Here is a 22,340-nt window from a genome sequence, read left to right as displayed (position 1 = left end):
ATTTATTCTTCATTTTATTATTGATGATATCATTCTTCTATTTATGATTAGAAGTTAAATATAACTTCTAATCATAAATAAGATTAAAGTATGTATTCTATATATCATATTTTTGTAACAACATATTTACATCATAATTTATAATATATAAATATTATTATTTTTATAAAATATCATTAAATTTATTTATTTATTTTAAAGAGGCATGTATATTAACATGACTAACAATAATTTTCTTCAATTTAAGCTTAATAATAATATTATTAAAGCTTTAAATAATATCGGGTATATTATACCAACACCTATACAAAAAGAATGTATTCCATATTTATTATTAAAAAAAGATGTTTTAGGTATAGCACAAACTGGTAGTGGTAAAACTGCAGCATTTATATTACCACTATTAAATAATTTGCAACTCAATATAAAAAATATTCAAATTTTAATTTTAACACCAACTAGAGAATTAGCTATACAAATAGCAACATTTACATCTTTATTCTCTAAATTTATTTATGGTGTACATGTATTACCATTATATGGTGGCCAATCTTATCATATACAATTACGTGGTTTACGTTTAAAACCTCAAATCATTGTTGCTACACCAGGGAGATTATTAGATCATATTAAACGAAAAACTATTAACTTGTCTACTACCACTAGTTTAGTATTAGATGAAGCAGATGAAATGTTAAGAATGGGTTTTATTGAAGATGTTGAACAAATTTTATCTGTTATACCTAAAGGGTATCAAACGGCATTATTCTCTGCAACTATGCCATATAAAATAAAAAAAATTACTAAAAAATTTATGCATGAACCACATGAAATTAAAATACAATCTGATAATAATACTATACCTCATATTAATCAAAGTTATTGTATGATATATGTAAATAAAATAGATGTATTAATGAAATTTTTAGAAATTGAATCTTATGATGCTGTATTAATTTTTGTAAAAACTAAAAATGCTACTTTAGAAGTAGCACATATATTAAATAATTATGGATATAATAGTGCACCATTAAATGGTGATATGAATCAAAATATAAGAGAAAAAACGCTAAATAATTTTAAAAACGCTAAACTAGAAATTTTAATAGCTACAGATGTAGCTGCTAGAGGATTAGATGTTAAAAGAATTGATTTAGTTATTAATTATGATATCCCTATGGATGCTGAATCTTACATACATCGTATTGGTCGTACTGGTAGGGCTGGACGTACTGGTAGAGCATTAACTTTTGTTGAATATAGAGAAAAACGTTTATTAAAAAATATTGCATATTTTACTAAATTTAATATTATAGAAAAAAAAATACCTCATTCATCTTTTTTAAGTCAAAAAAGATTAGAAAAATTTATTATAAAAATACATAATACATTAAAAAGTCATGATATTGAACAATATAAAAATCTTTTGTTAACAAAACCATTTGAAGAATTTATAGATAAAACATTATTAACAGCCGTATTATTAAAAATTGCGCAAGGTAATAGGCCTTTAGTTATTCCTCCAGAAGTTAGTTCTGTTAAAAATAAATTTGTACGTGCAAATAAAAAAAATAATTTACATGAAAATATGATAATGTATAAAATAAATATAGGGAAAAAAGATGGTGTAGAAATACGTCATATAGTAGGTACTTTTATTAATAAAATATTAATACCTAGTAATAATATTGGTCATGTTAAATTATTTGATTATTATGCTCTCGTAGAATTATCTAAAAAAAACATTCATTCTATAAAATCAATAACAAATATAAGAATTCTAAATAAAATAATTTCTTTTAAAGAAATACATCATTATTAAATCAATTTGATTTTATTAGCAATAACAATAAAAGATATATAATATATTTTGTTATATATTTATTATATAAAATAACTTAATGTATAAAAAAACGATTAATTAATTTTTATTAATATACAGTAATAATTTCTATAAAAATGATTTATAAAAATTAATTAGTCCGTTCGTAGAAACATCATATTTATTAATATTATGTGTATCATTATGTAAATCATCTAATATTAACGTAGCAAATTTTTTACCTAATTCTACACCCCACTGATCAAAAGAAAAAATATTTAAAATAACTCCTTGCATGAAAATTTTATGTTCATATAAAGCTATTAATAGACCTAAATTATATGGAGTAATTTTTTTTATAAAAATTGAATTACTTGGATGATTACCAATACATTGTTGATATATATTTTGATTACTACCTTTTTCTTGCATATTACCAAAAGCTAATGTTTTAGTTTGTGCAATATAATTAGCTATTAGTTTATTATGAATATTTTTTACATATATAGTAGGTATAACAGGAGCAATAAAATCACATGGTATTATTTTAGTTCCTTGATGTAATAATTGAAAAAATGAATGTTGTCCATCTGTACCTATATCACCCCATATAATAGGACTAGTTTGATAAGTAATATAATTACCTACCCTATCTATAGATTTCCCATTCGATTCCATATTTAACTGTTGTAAATATTTTATTAAAAAACGCATATTATAACAGTATGGTATGCAAGCTTCAGTTTCAGTATTCCAAAAATTATTATACCAAATACTAATTAAAGCCATAATGATAGGCATATTTTGTGTAATATCACTATAAAAAAAATGATGATCCATTTTTGCAGCACCATCTAATAAATGTTTAAAATGTTTAAAACCTATAGATAATGATATAATTAAACCAATAGATGACCATAAAGAAAATCTACCACCTACCCATTCCCAGATGGGTAATACATTATCATATGGAATACCAAAATTAATAGCATTATCTGTATTAGCAGTAATACCGATAAAATGTTTTTGCATAATTTCATTAATATTAATGTTAGATTTATTATCTATAAACCATTCTTTTATACATAAAGCATTTGTTATTGTTTCTTGTGTAGTAAAGGTTTTAGAAGAAATAATAAAAATGCTATTTTCAGGTTTAATTTTTTTCAAAATATTAATTAATTGCATGGAATCTAAACTAGATATAAAATATATATTTAAATGATTTTGATAATGTTTTAAAGCTTCTATTGTCATTAATGGTCCTAAATGTGAACCCCCAATACCAACATTAATAATATTTTTTATAGGTTGATTAGTATATCCTTTCCAAATACCATTAATAATATTATTGGATATATTCTTAATTTTTTTTAAAATAATATTTATATTATTATAAATATTATTATTTTGTGATAAGAAATCATTATTATTATAGTTTCTCAATGCTATATGTAAAACTGAACGTTGTTCTGTTTTATTTATTTTTTCCCCATAAAACATATCATGTATAGCATCAAGATAATTAATTTCTTTGGCTAAATTTGTTAAATAATGCATGGTTTTATAATTAATAATATTTTTAGAAAAATCAAATAAAATTTTGTTTTCAAAATTGATAGAAAAATTTAAAAACCTTTTTTGATCTTGCTGAAAAAGTTGTGTCAGAGTTATATGTTTCATATCATATATATGATTTTGTAATGCTTTCCAAGATATAGTTTTAGTAGGATTAATATTTTTCATATAATATTATGCATATTCATTTATATAAGTATAATTGTTATATATAATAACATAATTAGGTTTTTGATGCTTTAAAAGCATATGATTTTATCACAAAAAATACTAAATTATACAAACAATAAAAATAACATAATGACTATTATTATATTACATGGATTATTTGGTAATAAAAATAGTTTACTACAATTAGGTTATTTACTAAAACAAAAAATTAATTATCCTATTATTTTATTAGATTTGCGTAATCATGGCCAATCTACTAATAATATGGATATGAGATATAGTACTATGGCTCATGATGTTGTTGAAACATTAAATTTTTTAAATATTAATCAAAAAGTAATTTTAATTGGATACTCTATGGGTGGTAAAGTTGCTATGTATTTAACTACTTTATTAAAAAATATTATTTATAAAATAATTATTTTAGATATTGCACCTATAACGTATGTTTTTTCTTTAAAAAATATTTTTTTATCTTTTAAAAAAATACATGATATGAATATCACTACAAAAATTCAAGCCTATAATATTATGAAATTATATATTACAGATCATTATACAATTAATATATTATTAGATATGTTTAATAATGGACATTGGGAATTTAATTGGTTTTTTATACAACAACAATATCGTAATATTTCTGGTTGGAATTTAATATATCCGTGGTTAGGAAAAATTATGTTTTTAAAAGGAAAACAGTCTAATTATATTAAACTTGAATATTATAAAACAATATTTAAACAATTTCCGTATGCCATTATATATAATATTAATGCAGGACATTTTATGCATATCACTCACACATATGATGTATTACAACAAATATTAATTTTTCTTGAACAATAATATTAAAAAATTTTAAGGAGATATATATGTCTAAAATAGGTATTTTTTTTGGGAGTGATACTGGTAATACTGAAAAGATTGCTTATAAAATATATAATTATTTCAATGATCTACATGTTAATATATTTAACATTGCTAACACAAAAAAAACAGATATTGAATCTTTTAATATTCTATTATTTGGCATACCAACATGGTATTATGGTGATTTACAATATGATTGGGATAATTTTATACCTTTATTACAAACAATTAATTTTCAAAATAAAAAAATTGCCTTATTTGGTTGTGGTGATCAAGAAGATTATGGTGAATATTTTTGTGATGCTTTACGTATTATATACGATATTGTTAAAAAAAATAAAGGACATGTTATTGGATATTGGCCTAATCACGGATATTTTCATCGTAAAACAAAAAGTTTAAAAAATAAAAATTATTTTATTGGTTTACCACTTGATGAGGATAGACAATCCGAATTAACAGATATTCGTATTAAAAAATGGACAACACAGTTGTTAAAAGAATTGAAATTATCAAAATAAATGTTTAAAAATCAATTATATGGTCGTATATAATTGATTTTTAAAAATAACAATGTAAACTTATTTTTTTAATGTTGTAATCCTATTAAATATTATTTTATGCTTTTTATTTTTTATATCTAAAAAAAAATATCCTTCTCTTTCAAACTGAAAATGTTTAGTAAATTTTAAATCATATAATATATTTTGTTCAATAAAACCATAATATTGTATTAAGGTTTTTTTTTTAATAACTGATAAAATATCTTTCAGGCAATTAATATTTTTTTGTGTAAATAAATAATCATATATATAAAAATATGCTTTAATTGCATAAGATGTAGAAATCCAATGTATAACACCTTTTACACCTCTTGATTTATTAAGTTTAGTCCCTAAAGTAGGCATATCATAATTACAATATACACAAATAATATTATTATACGTGTCTTTTAGAACTTTTACTGCTTTAATAACATAAGCATATCTCAAACGTATTTCATGACCTAAAATAAGTTTTTTACTATTTTTTTTATCATGTTCTAAAAAATCTGTTTTATCTATATAAATTTCTTTTGTAAAAAAAATATCTCGATAACCTTTAGATACATCATTTGGATGGTTAGGAGCAGTTAATTTAATATATTGAATATTTTCAGGAAAATTAACTATAATAAGTTTTAATGGACGTAAAACTGCCATCCTTCTCACAGCATTTTGATTTAATTCATTACGTATATATGATTCTAAATATGCAATTTCTATTAAATTATTTTGTTTTGTCACACCTACACTATAACAAAAATTTCTTAATGCAGAAGATGTATAACCTCTTCTCCGTAATCCAGAAATAGTAAATAAACGCGGATCGTCCCAACTATTAATAATTTTATTTTGTAATAAAATATTGATCTTTCTTTTTGTAAGAAGAGCATATTCTATATTTAATTTAGAAAATTCATATTGTTGAGGTTTATTTTTGATATTAATATTTTGTAATATCCAATTATATAATATACGATTATCTTGAAACTCTAATGTACATAAAGAATGTGTAATACCTTCTAACGCATCAGATATACAATGAGCAAAATCATATGTAGGATATATACACCATTTATTACCTGTTTTATAATGTGTAATATATTTAATACGATATAATACTGGATCTCTCATAATAATTACATTGGATTGCATATTAATTTTAGCTCTTAAAGATACATCACCTTCTTTAAAATATCCTAAAAACATTTTATGAAATAAAAATAAATTTTCTTGAATACTACGATTTCTATATGGACTATCAATTCCAGGATTAGATAATGTGCCCCGATACTTAGTAATATCATATGCATTTAATTCATCAACATATGCTAAGTTTTTTTTAATTAGTTCTATGGCATATTGATAAATATTATCAAAATAATCTGATGTATATTTAATATTATTAAACCACTTAAACCCTAACCAAATTAAATCTTGTTTAATTTGTTCAACATATTTCATATTTTCTTTAGAAGGATTAGTATCATCAATTCTTAAATTACATTTACCTTGAAAATATTCAGCAATAAAAAAATTTAAGCATATAGATTTTAAATGTCCAATATGTAAATAACCATTAGGTTCAGGAGGAAATCGTGTATGTATTAAATTATATTTCTTATTTTTCATATCATTTTTTATTATTTGAAAAATAAAATTTTTTTTATAATTATGATAATTATTCATATGATTATACTCGATTTAAGAAAACTGTATTTTTTTAATAAAATTAGTTGACGTTATGCTTATATATACTACATAATATACATACAAAATCGTTATATAAAGCTATGTAGCTTAAATGGTTAGAGCACAGCACTCATAACGCTGAGATTATGGGTTCGAGTCCCATCATAGCTATTATATATATTTATTTTTACGGAAGTGGCGGAATAGGTAGACGCACCAGATTTAGGTTCTGGCTATTTTTAAATAGTATACGAGTTCAAGTCTCGTCTTCCGTAAAAAATTATTTTTGGGGTATAGCCAAGTGGTTAAGGCACCGGTTTTTGATACCGGCATTTCCCTGGTTCAAATCCAGGTACCCCAGGCATTATTAATTATTAATAGTTTAACGTTTATACCAATAAAATAAAATAATCACTATGTCACGCAATAAAGTATATATTAAAACTTGGGGTTGTCAAATGAATACATATGATTCTACCAAGTTATCACATTACATCAACAAAGAATTAAATTTTGCTATTGTAACAATAGCAAAACATGCTAACATATTTATATTAAATACATGTTCTATTAGAGAAAAAGCTCAAGAAAAGTTATTTCATCAATTAGGTAGATGGAAAATTTTTAAACAAAATAATCCTAATATTATTATATGTGTTGGTGGTTGTGTGGCTGCACAAGAAGGTGAGAAAATTTTTAAAAGAGCAAGTTATGTAGATATTATTTTTGGACCTCAAACAATACATAGATTACCAAAAATGATACAAGATGTATATAATTTTAAAAAAAAATTAATTGATATTAGTTTTCCTAAAACTGAAAAATTTAATTATTTACCAGTTATTAAAACTACTCAACATACTTCTTATGTTACTATTATTGAAGGATGTAATAAATATTGTACGTATTGCATTGTACCTTTTACAAGAGGTAAAGAAATTAGTAGACCATATAAAGATATATTATTAGAAATACAACAATTAATTATTCAAGGTATCAAAGAAATACATTTATTAGGACAAAATGTTAATTCTTATAAATATATAGATATTGATAATAATATTATTACCTTTGATAAGTTATTAATTATGATTTCAAATATTAAAGGTATCTATAGAATTAGATATACTACTAGCAATCCTCAAGATTTTACTCAAGGTTTAATTAATGTATATGGTAAAATACCACAGTTAGTAAATTTTTTGCATCTTCCCGTACAAAGTGGTTCAGAAAAAATTCTATCTTTAATGAAACGAAGATATTCTTTAACACAATATAAAAATATTATATACCAACTAAAAAAAATAAGACCTAATATACATATTAGTTCTGATTTTATAGTAGGGTTTCCTGGTGAAACACAAGAAGATTTTAATCAAACTATACAATTAATTCTAGATATGGATATTGATATGAGTTATAGTTTTATATATTCTGCTAGACCTGGTACTATTGCTAGTAAAATGGTAGATAATGTTAGTTTGCAAGAAAAAAAACGCAGATTATATATTTTACAAGATTATATCCAACAACAAACAAAAAAATTTAGTTCATATATGTTACATTCTATACAAACTGTTTTAGTAGAAGGAATATCTAAACATAATCAATTTTTTTTTGGTAAAACAGAAAATAATAGAATTGTTTTTTTTAAAAGTACATATAATTGTGTCGGTAAAATAGTAAAGGTATATATTAATAATTTTTATTTATATACTTTATATGCTACATTTGTTAGCATGCATTAATTTTTTTTCATTAAACATTAAACTGAGATTATAATAAAAATTATTTTATTTAGTACAGATATATGCAAAAAATCATTTTACATTATTACCATTACCATAAATGTAATGCTTTTATACCATGTAAAAGCATGCTATACCATTGGTTAAGTATTATTTTACCTTATTTTATAAAAAAACCTATTGAAATCACAATATGTATTGTTAATAAAAAACATATAAAAATGTTAAATTATCAATTTCTAAAGATAAATAAAACTACAAATGTTTTAAGTTTCCCTAGTAAAGTATATAAAAACAACATACTATTTTTAGGAGAAATTATATTATGCCCAGATATAATATATCAAGAAACAATACAATATCATAAACAAATTATAGCACATTATGCACATTTAATAATTCATAGTATATTACATTTATTTACATTTGACCATGACAATGAATATAATACTACTGTCATGATAAAGCAAGAAATTAATCTTTTACATATTTTAGGATATACAAATCCTTATATAAAATAACATTATACGATCATGCTTATTTTTTACTATACTATAAGTAATATTAACAATCCTTATAATACATAATATGATTAATAGAATAACAATAAAATTTTTATAGGATTACATGATATGGAAAAAGAATACTATCCACATATTGTGGAACAATATGTACAAAAACAATGGGAAAAACATAATACTTTTCATGTAAATATTGATTATAATAAAAAAAAATTTTATTGCTTATCCATGTTACCTTACCCTTCTGGTAATTTACATATGGGCCATGTACGTAATTATACTATTAGTGATGTTATTGCTCGTTATCATCGTATGTTAGGTGAAAATGTTTTACATCCCATAGGATGGGATGCTTTTGGATTACCAGCGGAAATTGCAGCAATAAATCACAAGATATCTCCTGATATATGGACAAAACAAAATATTAAATACATGAAACAACAATTAAAATTTTTAGGTTTTAGTTTTGATTGGAATCGTGAAATTACTACATGTAACGATCAGTATTATCGTTGGGAACAATTATTATTTTTAAAATTATATAAATTAGGTCTTGTATATAAAAAAAACACAATAGTAAATTGGTGTCCAAATGATAAAACAGTATTAGCTAATGAACAAGTTTATAAAAATACTTGTTGGCGTTGTGGTAATACAATAGAATCAAAACAAATGTTACAATGGTTTTTAAAAATTACTAATTATGCTGAAGAATTACTATATGGTTTAAGTAAATTAAATGGTTGGCCTAAACAAGTCAAACGCATGCAACAAAATTGGATAGGAAAAAAAGAAGGTATAGAGATTAATTATAAAGTATATAAAACTAATACCATACTAAAAATTTTTATACAAAAAAAACAATATATGCATAATATTAGTTTTATAAAATTATCATTACGACATGATTTTTGTAAAAAAATATCTGTACATAATGTAACAGTAAAAAAATTTCTCGATATGTATATTTATCAAACATCATTAAAAGATAATACATTATCTTTTATTCATAGTAATTTGTTTGTTATAGATCATTTAAATAATAAAATTCCTATTATTATAGTTAATATTATGCCACATAATATTATGGCAAGTATTGGTACACCTTTATATAATTCTGAAGATTATGTTATTGCACATAAATATAATTTAATAACATATACAGAAAATAATATTAATCATTTATTACATTCTAGTGATATAAAATCCAATCTAAAACCATTATTTTGTCAACAAAAAACATTTTATTCTTTAAATGATTGGTGTATTTCTAGACAACGTTTATGGGGTACACCCATACCAGTTATTACATTAACTAATGGTGAGATTATCCCTTTAAAAGAACAGGATTTACCAATAAAATTTCCTAAATATTTATTCGATCAATATAAAAAATTTGATTATAATCAAAAAAAAATTATAAATCTTACATGGTTTAATTATAATTATAATGGTCAATATGCTAAAAGAGAAATAGATACTTTTGATACTTTTATCGAATCTTCTTGGTATTATGCAAGATATACTTGTCCAAATTATAATAAAGGAATATTGAATGCTGATGATATTAAATACTGGTTACCAGTCAATCAATATATTGGTGGGATAGAACATGCTACGATGCATTTAATTTATTTACGTTTTTTTCATAAATTAATGCGAGATTTAGGTTTAGTATATAATGATGAACCTGTAAAAAATTTATTATGTCAAGGAATGGTTTTATCAGATGCTTTTTATTATATTGATAGTAATCATAATAAAAAATGGGTTAGTTATAAAAATGTACATGTAAAATATGATGATAATAATCTAAATAAAATTTTTATAGATAATAAAAACAGAATACTAACAAGACATAAAATGATAAAAATGTCTAAGTCAAAAAAAAATGGGATTGACCCTAATAGTATTATTAAAAAATATGGCGCAGATACTTTACGTTTGTTTTTAATGTTCGCGGCACCACCAACAATATCATTAGAATGGCGAGCATCAGGAATAAATGGGATGTTAAAGTTTTTAAAAAAATTATGGTGTTTTATTTACCAATATCGGTTATTACCATATAACATTAGTATTTCTGTAAATATTACACAATTATCTAATAATTATAATCAAAAACAATTTGAATTACATAATATAATCAATAAGACAATACAACAAGTATCTAATGATATACATGAACGTCAAATATTTAATACAGCAATATCCTCTATTATGTCTTTAGTAAATTATATAATGAAATATAACATAAATAATTTAATAGATTATAATATAGTATATTATGCATTAAATATAATTTTAAAATTATTATATCCCTTTGCCCCGCATTTTAGTTATGTTTTATTAGAATATTTTGGTAATAAAAATATTGATTTTTTACAATGGCCAAAATTATTTCCTATACATAATAACCAATTTACTGTTTCATTTAATTTAGTAATTCAAATTAATGGAAAAAAAAAGTATGTTACAACTATTCCAATAGTAGATGCAAATAATAAAAAAAAAATTAAACAAATCGTATATAAAAATAATAAAATTTCAAAACATCTTGAAAAAATAAAAATTATAAAAACTATATATATATATAAAAAAATATTTAATATCGTTACTTTAAAATAAAGTATTATTTATGTAAAATATGTGTTATTTTTAACCAAATACTATTAATATTATTCATATTTGTAAAAAAACATTTTTTATGTTAGGGTTGATTAACTTGAAAAAAAATAGTGATTTGAACCTAAATAAGACTAACACAAAGTATCTTTGTTATATTATTATAGGTAGCGATTTTTATCATATTAAAGAATATATAAAAAAATTATTTTTAATATTACACAAACAACAATATAAAGAACATATTACTATTATAATTGATGCTAATCCAAATTGGACCCAGATATTTACTAAATTTTGTTGTTTAAATTTATTTTTTACTAAAAAAATAATCAATATTATTTTTTTAAACAAAAGTGATGTTACTAAACATATCAAATATATACAAAAATTATTATTATTTTTACATGATAAAATAATATTAATTATAGAAATACATAATATTATGAAATGTGATATATATAAGAAATATATGATAAATAATCTAAACATAATATCATTATGTATTAAATTTATTCTATGTGTTACATTAAATTATACACAATTTAAAAAATGGTTAATATCAAGATGTAAAACATTAACTCTAAATATTAATCATGATGCTATTGATTTAATGTATACATTTTACAACAAGAATTTATCATTATTAAATCAAATACTTTTAAATATAAATTTAAGTCAAAAAAAATTAGTGACAGTAAAACAATTAACTTTTTATACAAATACATTTATTCTTATTAAATATGATAATTTACTTGATACTATTTTAACTAAACAAGTGTATAAGAGTTTATGTATTATACATAAGATAAAATTATATAAATATAATCCTATTTTTATTATAAAAAATCTATCACATGATATTGTATGTTTAATGTTGATAAAAAAAAATATTATGAATAATAATTTATTTAACAATTTATATATATCCCAACATAAGTATAATACTTTTATACAATTATTACCTACTATTACAATAGAAAAAATATATTTGTGTATAAAATTATTATCTGTTATGGAAATAAACATCAAAAATAATAATATTAATTTATATTGTGAAAGATCTTTTTGGATAGATTTAGAAAAATTAGTTTTTTTATTTATATGAATAATATGACCATAAATAATAATTTTATAGATAATGAAATTTAATAAATATATATTTCAAAGTTATAAAGAATTACATTACAAAACATTCTTAAATAGAATATTACTAGCATGTAGTATTTCTATATTATTAGTAATCATATTAATATATAATTTATATTATTTACAAATAACATTATTTCAAAAATATAATATAGCTTCACAAAATAATTATAGCAAATTAGTAAAGATTATTCCTAGCAGAGGTTTTATTTATGATAGGAATAATATTCCTTTAGCTATTAATCAAGCATATTATCAATTAATAATTATTCCAAGAAATATAACTAATATTCAAAATACAACATTTGTTTTAAAAAAAATATTGAATATTACGATTAATATCGATGATATTAACAATTTTAAAAAAAAAAATAGAAATAACGATACTATTCCTATAGTTTTAATGAAAAATTTAAATGAAAAACAGATAGCAATTTTTGTAGCTAATAAATACAGATTACCTGGAGTATATTTACAAGCATATATGAAACGTTTGTATCCTTTTGGGTCATTATTTGCGCATACGGTAGGTTATGTAACACGAATGTCTGCAGAAAATAATATTAATAACATTGATACAGATTATCATGTTCATAACATACCTTTTGTAGGGAAAATTGGTATAGAACAATATTATGAAAATATTTTACATGGTAAAATAGGTTATAAAAAAAATATTATGAATAATAAAGGACATATTATATATCAAAATATTATTCAACATGCTCATAATGGTAATGATATTTATCTTACGTTAGACGTTAAATTACAAAAATATATTACATCATTAATATCTAATTATCGTATAGCGATAATTATTAGTAATCCCCAAAATGGGGATGTGTTAGCATTAATTTCTAATCCAACTTTTAATCCTAATATTTTTAGTCATAACATTACACAAAAACAATTTAATATTCTAAAAAATAATCCTCATAAACCCTTACTTAATAGAGTAACACAAGGAATATATCCTCCAGCATCTACAGTAAAACCTTATTTAGCTATAGCTGCATTGACTGAAGGTATTATTAATCAACATACTATTATTTTTGATCCAGGATGGTGGAAAATACCTGTACAACATCAATTATTTAAAGATTGGAAACGTTATGGACATGGATATATCAATATTATTCATGCTTTAGCAGAATCTTCTGATGTTTTTTTCTATAAAATTGCTTATAATATGGGTATTGATAAAATATTTTATTGGATGTCTAAATTTGGTTTTGGACGTAAAACTGATATTGATTTAAATAATGAAATGCCTGGTAATTTACCAAATAAATATGTAGAAACAAAAAAAAGGAATGTTCAATGGCATACAGGTGATACAATTTCTGTAGGTATTGGACAAAGTTATTGGAATGCTACTCCAATACAAATGAATAAAATGCTTACCATACTCATTAATAATGGTGTTTTAAAAAAACTGCATATTTTACAATCTCTTAAAATTAATAACAATAAATGTTTTATAAAACCAAAACCTATAAAAATTATTAATAATATCAATCAACAATTCTGGTATCTTGTTAAACAAGGAATGTGTAAAGTAGCACATACACGTCATGGAACAATGTATATATATTTTAGAGGTGCAAAATATAAAATAGCTGCTAAAACAGGAACAGCACAGGTTTATAATTTAAAAAATAAACATATTAACAATATGCAAAGATTACAAAATAAATTAAGTGATCATAAATTAATTATTGCTTTTGCTCCTATAAATAATCCCACAGTTGCAATTTCTATTGTCATAGAAAATCACAATAATCGCGAAATCATTCTAGGACATTTAATTAGAAAAATTTTTGACTATATTTTTCAACATCATAAAGATTTTAACATTTAATATATAAATCACATTATGCATAAACAAAATATTTTAAATTATATACATAAAAAATTACATATAGACATAATTTTTATGTTTTTTATTAGTTTATTATTATTCTTTAGTATTTTTGCAATCTGGAGTGCATCTGGTCAGAATAAAAATATTTTATATAATAAAATTATACAAATATGTATTGGTTTTACTATAATGTTATTAGTTGCCCAAATACCTCCAAATTTTTTTTTTAAAAATATTTTTATATTATATATAATTTTTATAATATTATTATTAGTAGTATATTTTACTGGTATTCCTATTAATGGAGCTAAAAGATGGTTAAAAATAAGTTTTATGAAATTTCAACCGTCTGAGATTAGTAAAACTATTATGCCATTATTTTTAACTTATCGTTTACATAAAATTAATTATATGATAAATATAAAAAATTTTATTATTAGTATTATTATTATTGCTATCCCAACTTTTTTAGTTATTAAACAACCAGATCTCGGTACTGCAATTTTAATTATCTTAGCTAGTACGATTATTTTATTTTTATCAGGATTATCTTGGCGTTTAATTATTATGAGTTTAATACTAATATCAATTTGTTTACCAATATTATGGTTTTTTATTATGCATGATTATCAAAGAACTAGAATATTAATTCTATTAAATCCTGAAAAAGATGCTTTAGGTGCAGGTTATCATATTTTACAATCTAAAATTGCTATTGGGTCTGGTGGTTGGTTTGGAAAAGGTTGGTTGCATGGCACGCAAACACAATTAAAATTTTTACCAGAAAAATACACTGATTTTATTTTTTCTGTTATAGCAGAAGAATTTGGTTTTATAGGTGTTTTTAGTCTTATAATGACATATATATCATTAATATTACGAGGAATTATCTTAGCTATCCGAACACGAAATATGTTAAAACAAATTGTGATATATAGCATGATATTACTTTTTTTTAGTTGCATATTTATAAATATTAGTATGGTAAGTGGCTTATTACCTATAGTTGGCATCCCATTACCATTATTAAGTTATGGTGGCACTTCATTAATAATGTTTATGATTAATTTTGGTATTATTATGTCTTTATGTACACATACAGATGATTTAATGAAGCATTATATTTTATAAATTGATAAAATCATTTATATAGGAATTACTATTTATGAATCAAATATTTAATTTTAGTCCTGGTCCAGCAATATTACCACATGAGGTTTTGCAGCAAGCTCAAAAAGAACTGTTAAATTGGCATAATTTGCATATATCTGTTATGGAAATTAGTCATCGTAGTAAATATTTTATGAAATTAACAAATATTTTAAAAGATGATTTTAGAGAATTAATGAATATACCAGAAAATTATGATATTTTATTTTGTCAAGGAGGTGCAAGAACACAATTTGCTGCTATTCCTATGAATTTATTAGATTATCATGAAAATGCAGAATATATACATACTGGATTTTGGTCTGATAAAGCTATAGAAGAAGCAAAAAAATATTGTATACCATACATTATTAATGTGAGAGAAAAAAAAAATAATATACATTATATTAAACCAATAGAAAAATGGAATTTTTCAAATAACACTAAATATATACATTATTGTCCTAATGAAACTATTGAAGGGATTGCAATTAATGAAGATATTAAAATTAATAATAAAATTATTATTGCTGATTTATCTTCTTATATTTTAACTAAAAAGATTGAAATAAAAAATTATGGACTAATTTATGCAAGTGCACAAAAAAATATTGGACCTGCTGGATTAACATTTATTATAATACGTAAAGATTTGTTAACTAATAATATATATTATAAAAGAAAAGAATTACCTTCAGCTTTTAATTATAGTATTATAGCTCAACATAATTCTATGTTTAATACACCTCCAACATTTTCATTATACATTGCTAGTTTAGTATTTAAATGGTTAAAGAAACAAGGAATGACAAAAATATATAATATTAATCAACAAAAAGCATCAATTATATATAATGTGATAGATCAAAGTAGTATTTATAATAATAATATTAATTTACAAAATAGATCTTTAACTAATATTGTTTTTACTTTACCTAATATTCATCTTGAACAGTTATTTTTAAAATATACAAAAAAAGAAGGACTTTTATTTTTAAAAGGACATAGTGCTATAGGAGGTATTAGAGTATCCATATATAATGCGATGCCGTTAGAAGGAATACAAAAATTAGAATATTGTATGAATACTTTTGAAAAGTTATATGCATAAATGTTATAATGCGTAAAATAATACAACAAAAAATGCATAATGAAAAAAATATTAACTTTATATCCTATTAAAAAAATTAATGGTACTGTAACTTTGCCAGGATCTAAAAGTATATCTAATAGAGCATTACTATTAGCTTCTTTAGCAAAGGGCAAAACTAATTTAATAAATTTATTAGATAGTGATGATACACGTTATATGATACAAGCATTAAAAATGTGTGGGATTAACATTCAAATAACCAATAATAATTGTTATATTATTGGTAATAATGGTGTTTTTAATACTAAAAATAATATGTTGTATGTAGGTAATGCGGGTACAGTATTTAGACCATTAACTGCAATCTTATCACTTAATATACAGTGTAATATTACAATAACTGGTGAATCTCGAATGAAAGAACGACCTATAAAACATTTAGTTGATGTTTTAAGATCCGGAGGAGCTAAAATCATTTATTTAGAAAAACAAAATTATCCGCCATTAAAATTATATGGAGGTTTTTTAGGTAAAAAAAAATTAATTATTGATGGTTCTATTTCTAGTCAATTTTTAACATCTTTATTAATCATATCTCCTTTAATGAAACATAATACAGTCATTTATATTAAAAATAATTTAGTTTCTAAACCATATATTGATATTACTATAGCGTTAATGAAAAAATTTGGTGTTATGATTGATAATGATAATTATCAAAAATTTATTATTTATGGTAATCAGAGATATTATTCTCCTGGAGAATATATTATTGAAGGTGATGCTTCTTCTGCTTCTTATTTTTTATCAGCAGCTGCTATAAAAGGCGGTACTGTTACATTATATAATATTAATAAATATAGTATACAAGGTGATATGCAATATGTTTCTATTTTAGAAAAAATGGGTGCAAAAATTTTTTATGGTGACAACTATATTACATGTCAATATCACAAGACATTAAAAGCAATACAAATGGACATGAATCATATTCCTGATGTTGCAATGACTATTGCAGTAACAAGTTTATTTGCACAGGGTACTACAATTATTAGTAATATTTATAATTGGCGTGTTAAAGAAACAGATCGTTTAGCTGCAATGACAACAGAATTAAGGAAAACAGGTGCTTATATTATTGAAGGTAAAGATTATATTATCATACAGCCTCCAATAACTATACCAGAAGTTACCATTGAAACATATAATGACCATCGTATGGCGATGTGTTTTACATTATTATCATTATCTAATGTTATCATTAACATTATTAATCCTAATTGTATTAATAAAACATATCCTAATTATTTTAAAGATTTTAAAAAAATTAGTTTGTATAAATAAGTTTTATTAATAATAAAGTATTTATAATAATCATAATATCTTATATAAAGTTGATGAGATGGTTGCAGAAACATATTATTATATGTTAAATTAAATTTATACATAAATAATTATTAATGTATATATATTCATGTGATAAATACATAATATTACAATTAATAATATATATTAGTTATATATTTTTTTAAAAAATATGTAATCATATATGCATGAAATGGAATTTTATGCTTTCTATTTTTAATAATACTTAATATGATGTAAGCATTATTAATAAAAATAAAAAGTTAATAATATGGTTGAATCTTTTACTCAATTATTTGAAAAAACAATAAAAAAACAAATTACTAATATTGGTTCGATTGTTAAAGGAACTGTTATTTCTATAAAAAAAGATATTGTATTAGTTGATGCTGGATTTAAATCTGAATCTTCTATACCTATAGAACAATTTAAAAATAATCAAGGTTTATTAGAAATTAAGCAAGGAGATACTATTGATGTTGCTCTAGATGCCATAGAAGATGGTTTTGGTGAAACTATCCTTTCAAGAGAAAAAGCTAAAAGATACGAATCTTGGATGCTATTAGAAAAAGCACAATTGGGTAAAACTAATATTAATGGTATTATTAATGGTAAAGTAAAAGGAGGTTTTACCGTTGATTTAAATGGTATACGTGCTTTTTTACCAGGTTCATTAGTGGATATTAGACCTATAAAAGATAGTTTCCATTTAGAAGGTAAAGAATTAGAATTTAAAGTAATTAAACTAGATCAAAAACGTAATAATGTAGTTGTTTCTAGAAAAGCCGTAATAGAATCTGAACATAGTGCTGAGAGAGAACAATTACTTAATAGTTTAAATGAAGGATTAAAAATTAAAGGTTTAGTAAAAAATTTAACAGATTATGGCGCTTTTGTAGATTTAGGTGGTGTAGATGGTTTATTACATATTACTGATATGTCCTGGAAACGCGTTAAACATCCTAGTGAAATAGTTAGTATAGGTGAAGAAATATTTGTTAAAATTTTAAAATTTGATAAAGAAAAAACACGTGTATCTTTAGGATTAAAACAACTAGGAGAAGATCCATGGATTTCTATTTCTAAACGTTATCCAATTAATACTAAATTAACAGGTAAAGTAACTAATTTAACTGATTATGGTTGTTTTGTAGAAATTGAAAATGGTATTGAAGGTTTAGTACATATTTCTGAAATGGATTGGACGAATAAGAATATTCATCCTACTAAAAAAGTACAAGTTAATCATCATGTAGAAGTAATGGTTTTAGATATCGATGAAGAACGTAGAAGAATATCATTAGGCATTAAGCAATGTACCGTTAATCCTTGGTTATCATTTGCTAAAAAACATCACAAAGGAGAAAAAGTACAAGGAAAAATAAAATCGATAACAGATTTTGGTATTTTTATTGGTTTAGAAGGCGGTATAGATGGTTTAGTACATATTTCAGATTTATCTTGGGAACAAAATAGTGAAGAAGTTGTTAAACAATATAAAAAAGGTGATAATATATCTGCTATTGTATTACAAGTAGACTCCGAACGTGAAAGAATATCATTAGGTATTAAACAATTACAAGATGATCCTTTAGATTTATATTATAAAAAATTAAAACAAAATAATATAGTTATTGGTAAAATTATTGTTATTAAAAATAAAACTGTAACTATACAATTAAGTAATAATATTCTTGGATATGTTAAATTTAGTGACCATGATAATTATAGTAATCAACATATACAAAAATATTTTAAAATTGGTGAAAATATAGAAGGTAAAATAAATTCTATAGATAAAAAAAATCGTGTGGTACATATAAAATTACGTTTGAAAGATATTGAATCATCTGTTAAACATAATATAAATAATAAACAAACTGAAAAATTTACTAATGTTATGACAGAAGCTTTTAAAGCAGCTAAATGTGAATAAAATATTATTTTAATAAACCTAATAAAATCTGTCTTTTATTAAAAAAAACAATATATGAATTATATTAGAATTGTTTTAACATCGTTTAAACAAAATTGTTATATAGTATGGTGTAAAAAAACATTGTGTGCAGCTATTATTGATCCAGGTAGCAGTAGTAATATTAGTAATATTATTGATAATTTATTACGTCAATATAAATTACTGATTAAAATTATATTAATTACACATTGTCATTTAGATCATATTGGTACTGCATATGTTTTATCTAAAAAATATCATATTCCAATAATCGGACCACATGAAAATGATATTATTTTGATAAAAAATTTAAAATTTCAAGCCATGTATTTTAATTTACCATATTGTATATATAAAGATAATTATTGGGTTAAACACAAACAAAATATTTATTTAGGACAAATATTATTTATTGTGTATCATTGTCCAGGACATACACCAGGACATGTTATATATTATAATCAAACAACAAACATTTTAATATCTGGAGATATACTATTTCCAAATAGTATTGGTAGAACTGATTTCCCTTATAGTAATTATTTAAAATTATTAACATCAATAAAACAGTATATTTTATCTTTAAATTCACAAACTTTAATTTTACCAGGACACGAAAAACCAATATATTTATTTAAAATAAAAAAATATAACCAACATATTATAAAAATTTTAAAAAATAAAAATATAAATTATATTTAAAATAATGCATTATGTGGTGTACGTGCATATGGAATAATATCTTTTATATTTTTTATACCAGTTAAGTATGATACTAACCGTTCAAAACCTATTCCACAACCAGAATGTTGGACTGTACCATATTTTCTTATATCTCTATACCACCAATAGTTTGTTTTATCTAAATTTTTTTCTGATAATCTTTGATCTAAAATATTAATTCTGTGTTCTCTTTGTGATCCACCAATTATTTCTCCAATACCAGGAAATAATATATCCATTGAAGCTACAGTTTTATTATCTGTATTTAAATACATATAAAATGCTTTAATATGTTTTGGATAATTATATATTATAACTGGATTATTAAAATATTGATTTGTTAAATATTTTTCATGTTCTATAGATAAATCTTCTCCCCAAGAAATTGCATTTAATCCTGATATTTTACTTTCTTGTAAAATATCTATAGCTTTTGTATATTCTATAGTATAATATTTTTTTAATTGTATCTTATTAATTTTTTCTAATAAATTTTGTTTAGTTTTAGAAGATAAAAAATTAATTTCATCAAGATTATTTCTTAATAGTTTTTTGCAAACATACTGTAACATTTTTTTTACAAAATGTATTATATCAAATAATGTAGCAAATGCTATTTCAATTTCTAACATCCAAAATTCAGCTAAATGTCGTGTTGTATTAGAATTTTCTGCTCTAAATGTTGGACCAAAAGTATATACTTTTGACATTGCACATGCGTATGTTTCCAAATGTAACTGTCCTGATACTGTTAAAAATGATTTTTTATTAAAGAAATGATATTTATTAATTGTATCATGAGTATTATTTTGAATCATATTATTGTTTAAAGTTGTGATATTAAACATTTTACTACATCCTTCAGTATCTAAAGTAGTAATAATAGGTGTATGTATCCAAAAAAAATTTTTTTTATGTAAAAAATGTTGTATATACATAATAATATTATGTTTCAAACGCATAATACTACTAATAATTTTAGTTCTTGCACGTAAATGAGCAACTTCTCGTAAATATTCTAAAGTATGTTGTTTTGTTGAAATAGGATATGTACCAGGATTTTTGACCCAACCTAAAATTTTTATTTTTTTTGCATATACTTCATATTTTTGTTTTTTTTTCAGTGATAAACTAAGTTTACCAGTAATACTTATAGAGCATCCAGTAGTTATTAATAGTATTTCATGATCATAGTTATGAATATCTTTTTTCTTTACAATAATTTGCATATCTTGTGGACAAGAACCATCATATACATCAATAAAAGATATATTATTTTTAGAATGTCTTTTACAACGTACCCAACCTTTTATAATAATTTTAGTGTCAACCGTAATTTTTTCTGATATTATGTCAACTATATTAGTTAATAATTCCATTATTAATTTTTCCTTAATTTTAATAAATAAAATCTATAGTAATGTTGTTATTATTTTTTATAACATAATAATTAAATATATAATCATTT

General features: G+C 22.2%; 16 protein-coding genes and 3 tRNA genes. 16 read left to right on the top strand and 3 right to left on the bottom strand.

What is annotated here, in order from left to right:
- Positions 1-217: 217 nt before the first annotated feature.
- Positions 218-1,822 (top strand): DEAD/DEAH box helicase, encoded by a 1,605-nt coding sequence (locus GJT86_RS01545; RefSeq protein WP_168920530.1) that lies wholly within the window; start codon positions 218-220, stop codon positions 1,820-1,822.
- Between the two features lie 129 nt (positions 1,823-1,951).
- Here the strand turns inward: GJT86_RS01545 and pgi are convergent, their stop codons facing one another.
- Positions 1,952-3,568: a glucose-6-phosphate isomerase gene (pgi, locus tag GJT86_RS01540; RefSeq protein ID WP_168920529.1), complete on the bottom strand. Its 1,617-nt coding sequence runs from the start codon at positions 3,566-3,568 to the stop codon at positions 1,952-1,954.
- A gap of 132 nt (positions 3,569-3,700) precedes the next feature.
- On the opposite strand from pgi, the gene GJT86_RS01535 reads away from it, so the two are divergent.
- Together GJT86_RS01535 and fldA are read left to right on the top strand one after the other, a co-directional pair.
- The gene (locus GJT86_RS01535) at positions 3,701-4,420 is read left to right on the top strand and encodes an alpha/beta fold hydrolase (RefSeq protein ID WP_168920528.1); all 720 of its coding nucleotides are present in this window, start codon (positions 3,701-3,703) and stop codon (positions 4,418-4,420) included.
- A gap of 26 nt (positions 4,421-4,446) precedes the next feature.
- Complete coding sequence (gene fldA / locus GJT86_RS01530) at positions 4,447-4,965, top strand: flavodoxin FldA (protein WP_168920527.1); 519 nt, start codon at positions 4,447-4,449, stop codon at positions 4,963-4,965.
- Positions 4,966-5,025: 60 nt separating this feature from the next.
- Here fldA and glnS read toward each other — a convergent pair whose 3' ends face one another.
- Positions 5,026-6,675, bottom strand: a complete 1,650-nt coding sequence (gene glnS / locus GJT86_RS01525) for a glutamine--tRNA ligase (RefSeq protein WP_168920526.1) — start codon at positions 6,673-6,675, stop codon at positions 5,026-5,028.
- A 100-nt stretch (positions 6,676-6,775) separates the two neighbouring features.
- On the opposite strand from glnS, the gene GJT86_RS01520 reads away from it, so the two are divergent.
- From GJT86_RS01520 to GJT86_RS01460, 13 genes are all read left to right on the top strand, one after another.
- A tRNA-Met gene (locus GJT86_RS01520) sits at positions 6,776-6,849 on the top strand.
- Between the two features lie 18 nt (positions 6,850-6,867).
- Positions 6,868-6,953: transfer RNA gene (locus GJT86_RS01515), tRNA-Leu, on the top strand.
- A 12-nt stretch (positions 6,954-6,965) separates the two neighbouring features.
- Positions 6,966-7,039, top strand: a tRNA-Gln gene (locus tag GJT86_RS01510).
- 55 nt (positions 7,040-7,094) lie between these two features.
- A complete protein-coding gene (miaB, locus tag GJT86_RS01505) occupies positions 7,095-8,426 on the top strand; it encodes a tRNA (N6-isopentenyl adenosine(37)-C2)-methylthiotransferase MiaB (protein ID WP_168920525.1) in 1,332 nt (443 codons plus the stop codon).
- A 62-nt stretch (positions 8,427-8,488) separates the two neighbouring features.
- On the top strand, positions 8,489-8,947 hold the full coding sequence (ybeY, locus tag GJT86_RS01500) for an rRNA maturation RNase YbeY (protein WP_168920524.1): 459 nt from the start codon (positions 8,489-8,491) through the stop codon (positions 8,945-8,947).
- Positions 8,948-9,058: 111 nt separating this feature from the next.
- The gene (locus tag GJT86_RS01495) at positions 9,059-11,575 is read left to right on the top strand and encodes a class I tRNA ligase family protein (RefSeq protein ID WP_168920523.1); all 2,517 of its coding nucleotides are present in this window, start codon (positions 9,059-9,061) and stop codon (positions 11,573-11,575) included.
- 97 nt (positions 11,576-11,672) lie between these two features.
- Entirely contained in the window at positions 11,673-12,680 is a 1,008-nt protein-coding gene (locus GJT86_RS01490) for a DNA polymerase III subunit delta (protein WP_211080486.1), read from the top strand.
- A 33-nt stretch (positions 12,681-12,713) separates the two neighbouring features.
- Positions 12,714-14,582 carry a penicillin-binding protein 2 gene (gene mrdA / locus GJT86_RS01485; RefSeq protein ID WP_168920521.1) on the top strand — a complete coding sequence of 623 codons (1,869 nt, stop codon included), beginning with the start codon at positions 12,714-12,716 and terminating at the stop codon, positions 14,580-14,582.
- A 15-nt stretch (positions 14,583-14,597) separates the two neighbouring features.
- The gene (rodA, locus tag GJT86_RS01480; protein ID WP_168920520.1) at positions 14,598-15,716 is read left to right on the top strand and encodes a rod shape-determining protein RodA; all 1,119 of its coding nucleotides are present in this window, start codon (positions 14,598-14,600) and stop codon (positions 15,714-15,716) included.
- 34 nt (positions 15,717-15,750) lie between these two features.
- Entirely contained in the window at positions 15,751-16,845 is a 1,095-nt protein-coding gene (gene serC, locus GJT86_RS01475; protein WP_168920519.1) for a 3-phosphoserine/phosphohydroxythreonine transaminase, read from the top strand.
- A 39-nt stretch (positions 16,846-16,884) separates the two neighbouring features.
- Positions 16,885-18,171 carry a 3-phosphoshikimate 1-carboxyvinyltransferase gene (gene aroA, locus GJT86_RS01470; RefSeq protein ID WP_168920518.1) on the top strand — a complete coding sequence of 429 codons (1,287 nt, stop codon included), beginning with the start codon at positions 16,885-16,887 and terminating at the stop codon, positions 18,169-18,171.
- Between the two features lie 292 nt (positions 18,172-18,463).
- Entirely contained in the window at positions 18,464-20,128 is a 1,665-nt protein-coding gene (rpsA, locus tag GJT86_RS01465; RefSeq protein WP_168920517.1) for a 30S ribosomal protein S1, read from the top strand.
- A 54-nt stretch (positions 20,129-20,182) separates the two neighbouring features.
- A complete protein-coding gene (locus GJT86_RS01460) occupies positions 20,183-20,851 on the top strand; it encodes an MBL fold metallo-hydrolase (RefSeq protein ID WP_168920516.1) in 669 nt (222 codons plus the stop codon).
- Here the strand turns inward: GJT86_RS01460 and asnS are convergent.
- Positions 20,848-22,251, bottom strand: a complete 1,404-nt coding sequence (asnS, locus tag GJT86_RS01455) for an asparagine--tRNA ligase (RefSeq protein ID WP_168920515.1) — start codon at positions 22,249-22,251, stop codon at positions 20,848-20,850. The genes GJT86_RS01460 and asnS overlap by 4 nt on opposite strands.
- Positions 22,252-22,340 lie beyond the last annotated feature (89 nt).

Origin of the sequence: Enterobacteriaceae endosymbiont of Macroplea appendiculata, assembly GCF_012571605.1 — a bacterium.
In the GTDB taxonomy this organism is placed as follows: domain Bacteria; phylum Pseudomonadota; class Gammaproteobacteria; order Enterobacterales; family Enterobacteriaceae.
The sequence above is the reverse complement of the archived record's forward strand: the minus strand, read 5'-3'. Positions and strand labels throughout refer to the sequence as shown.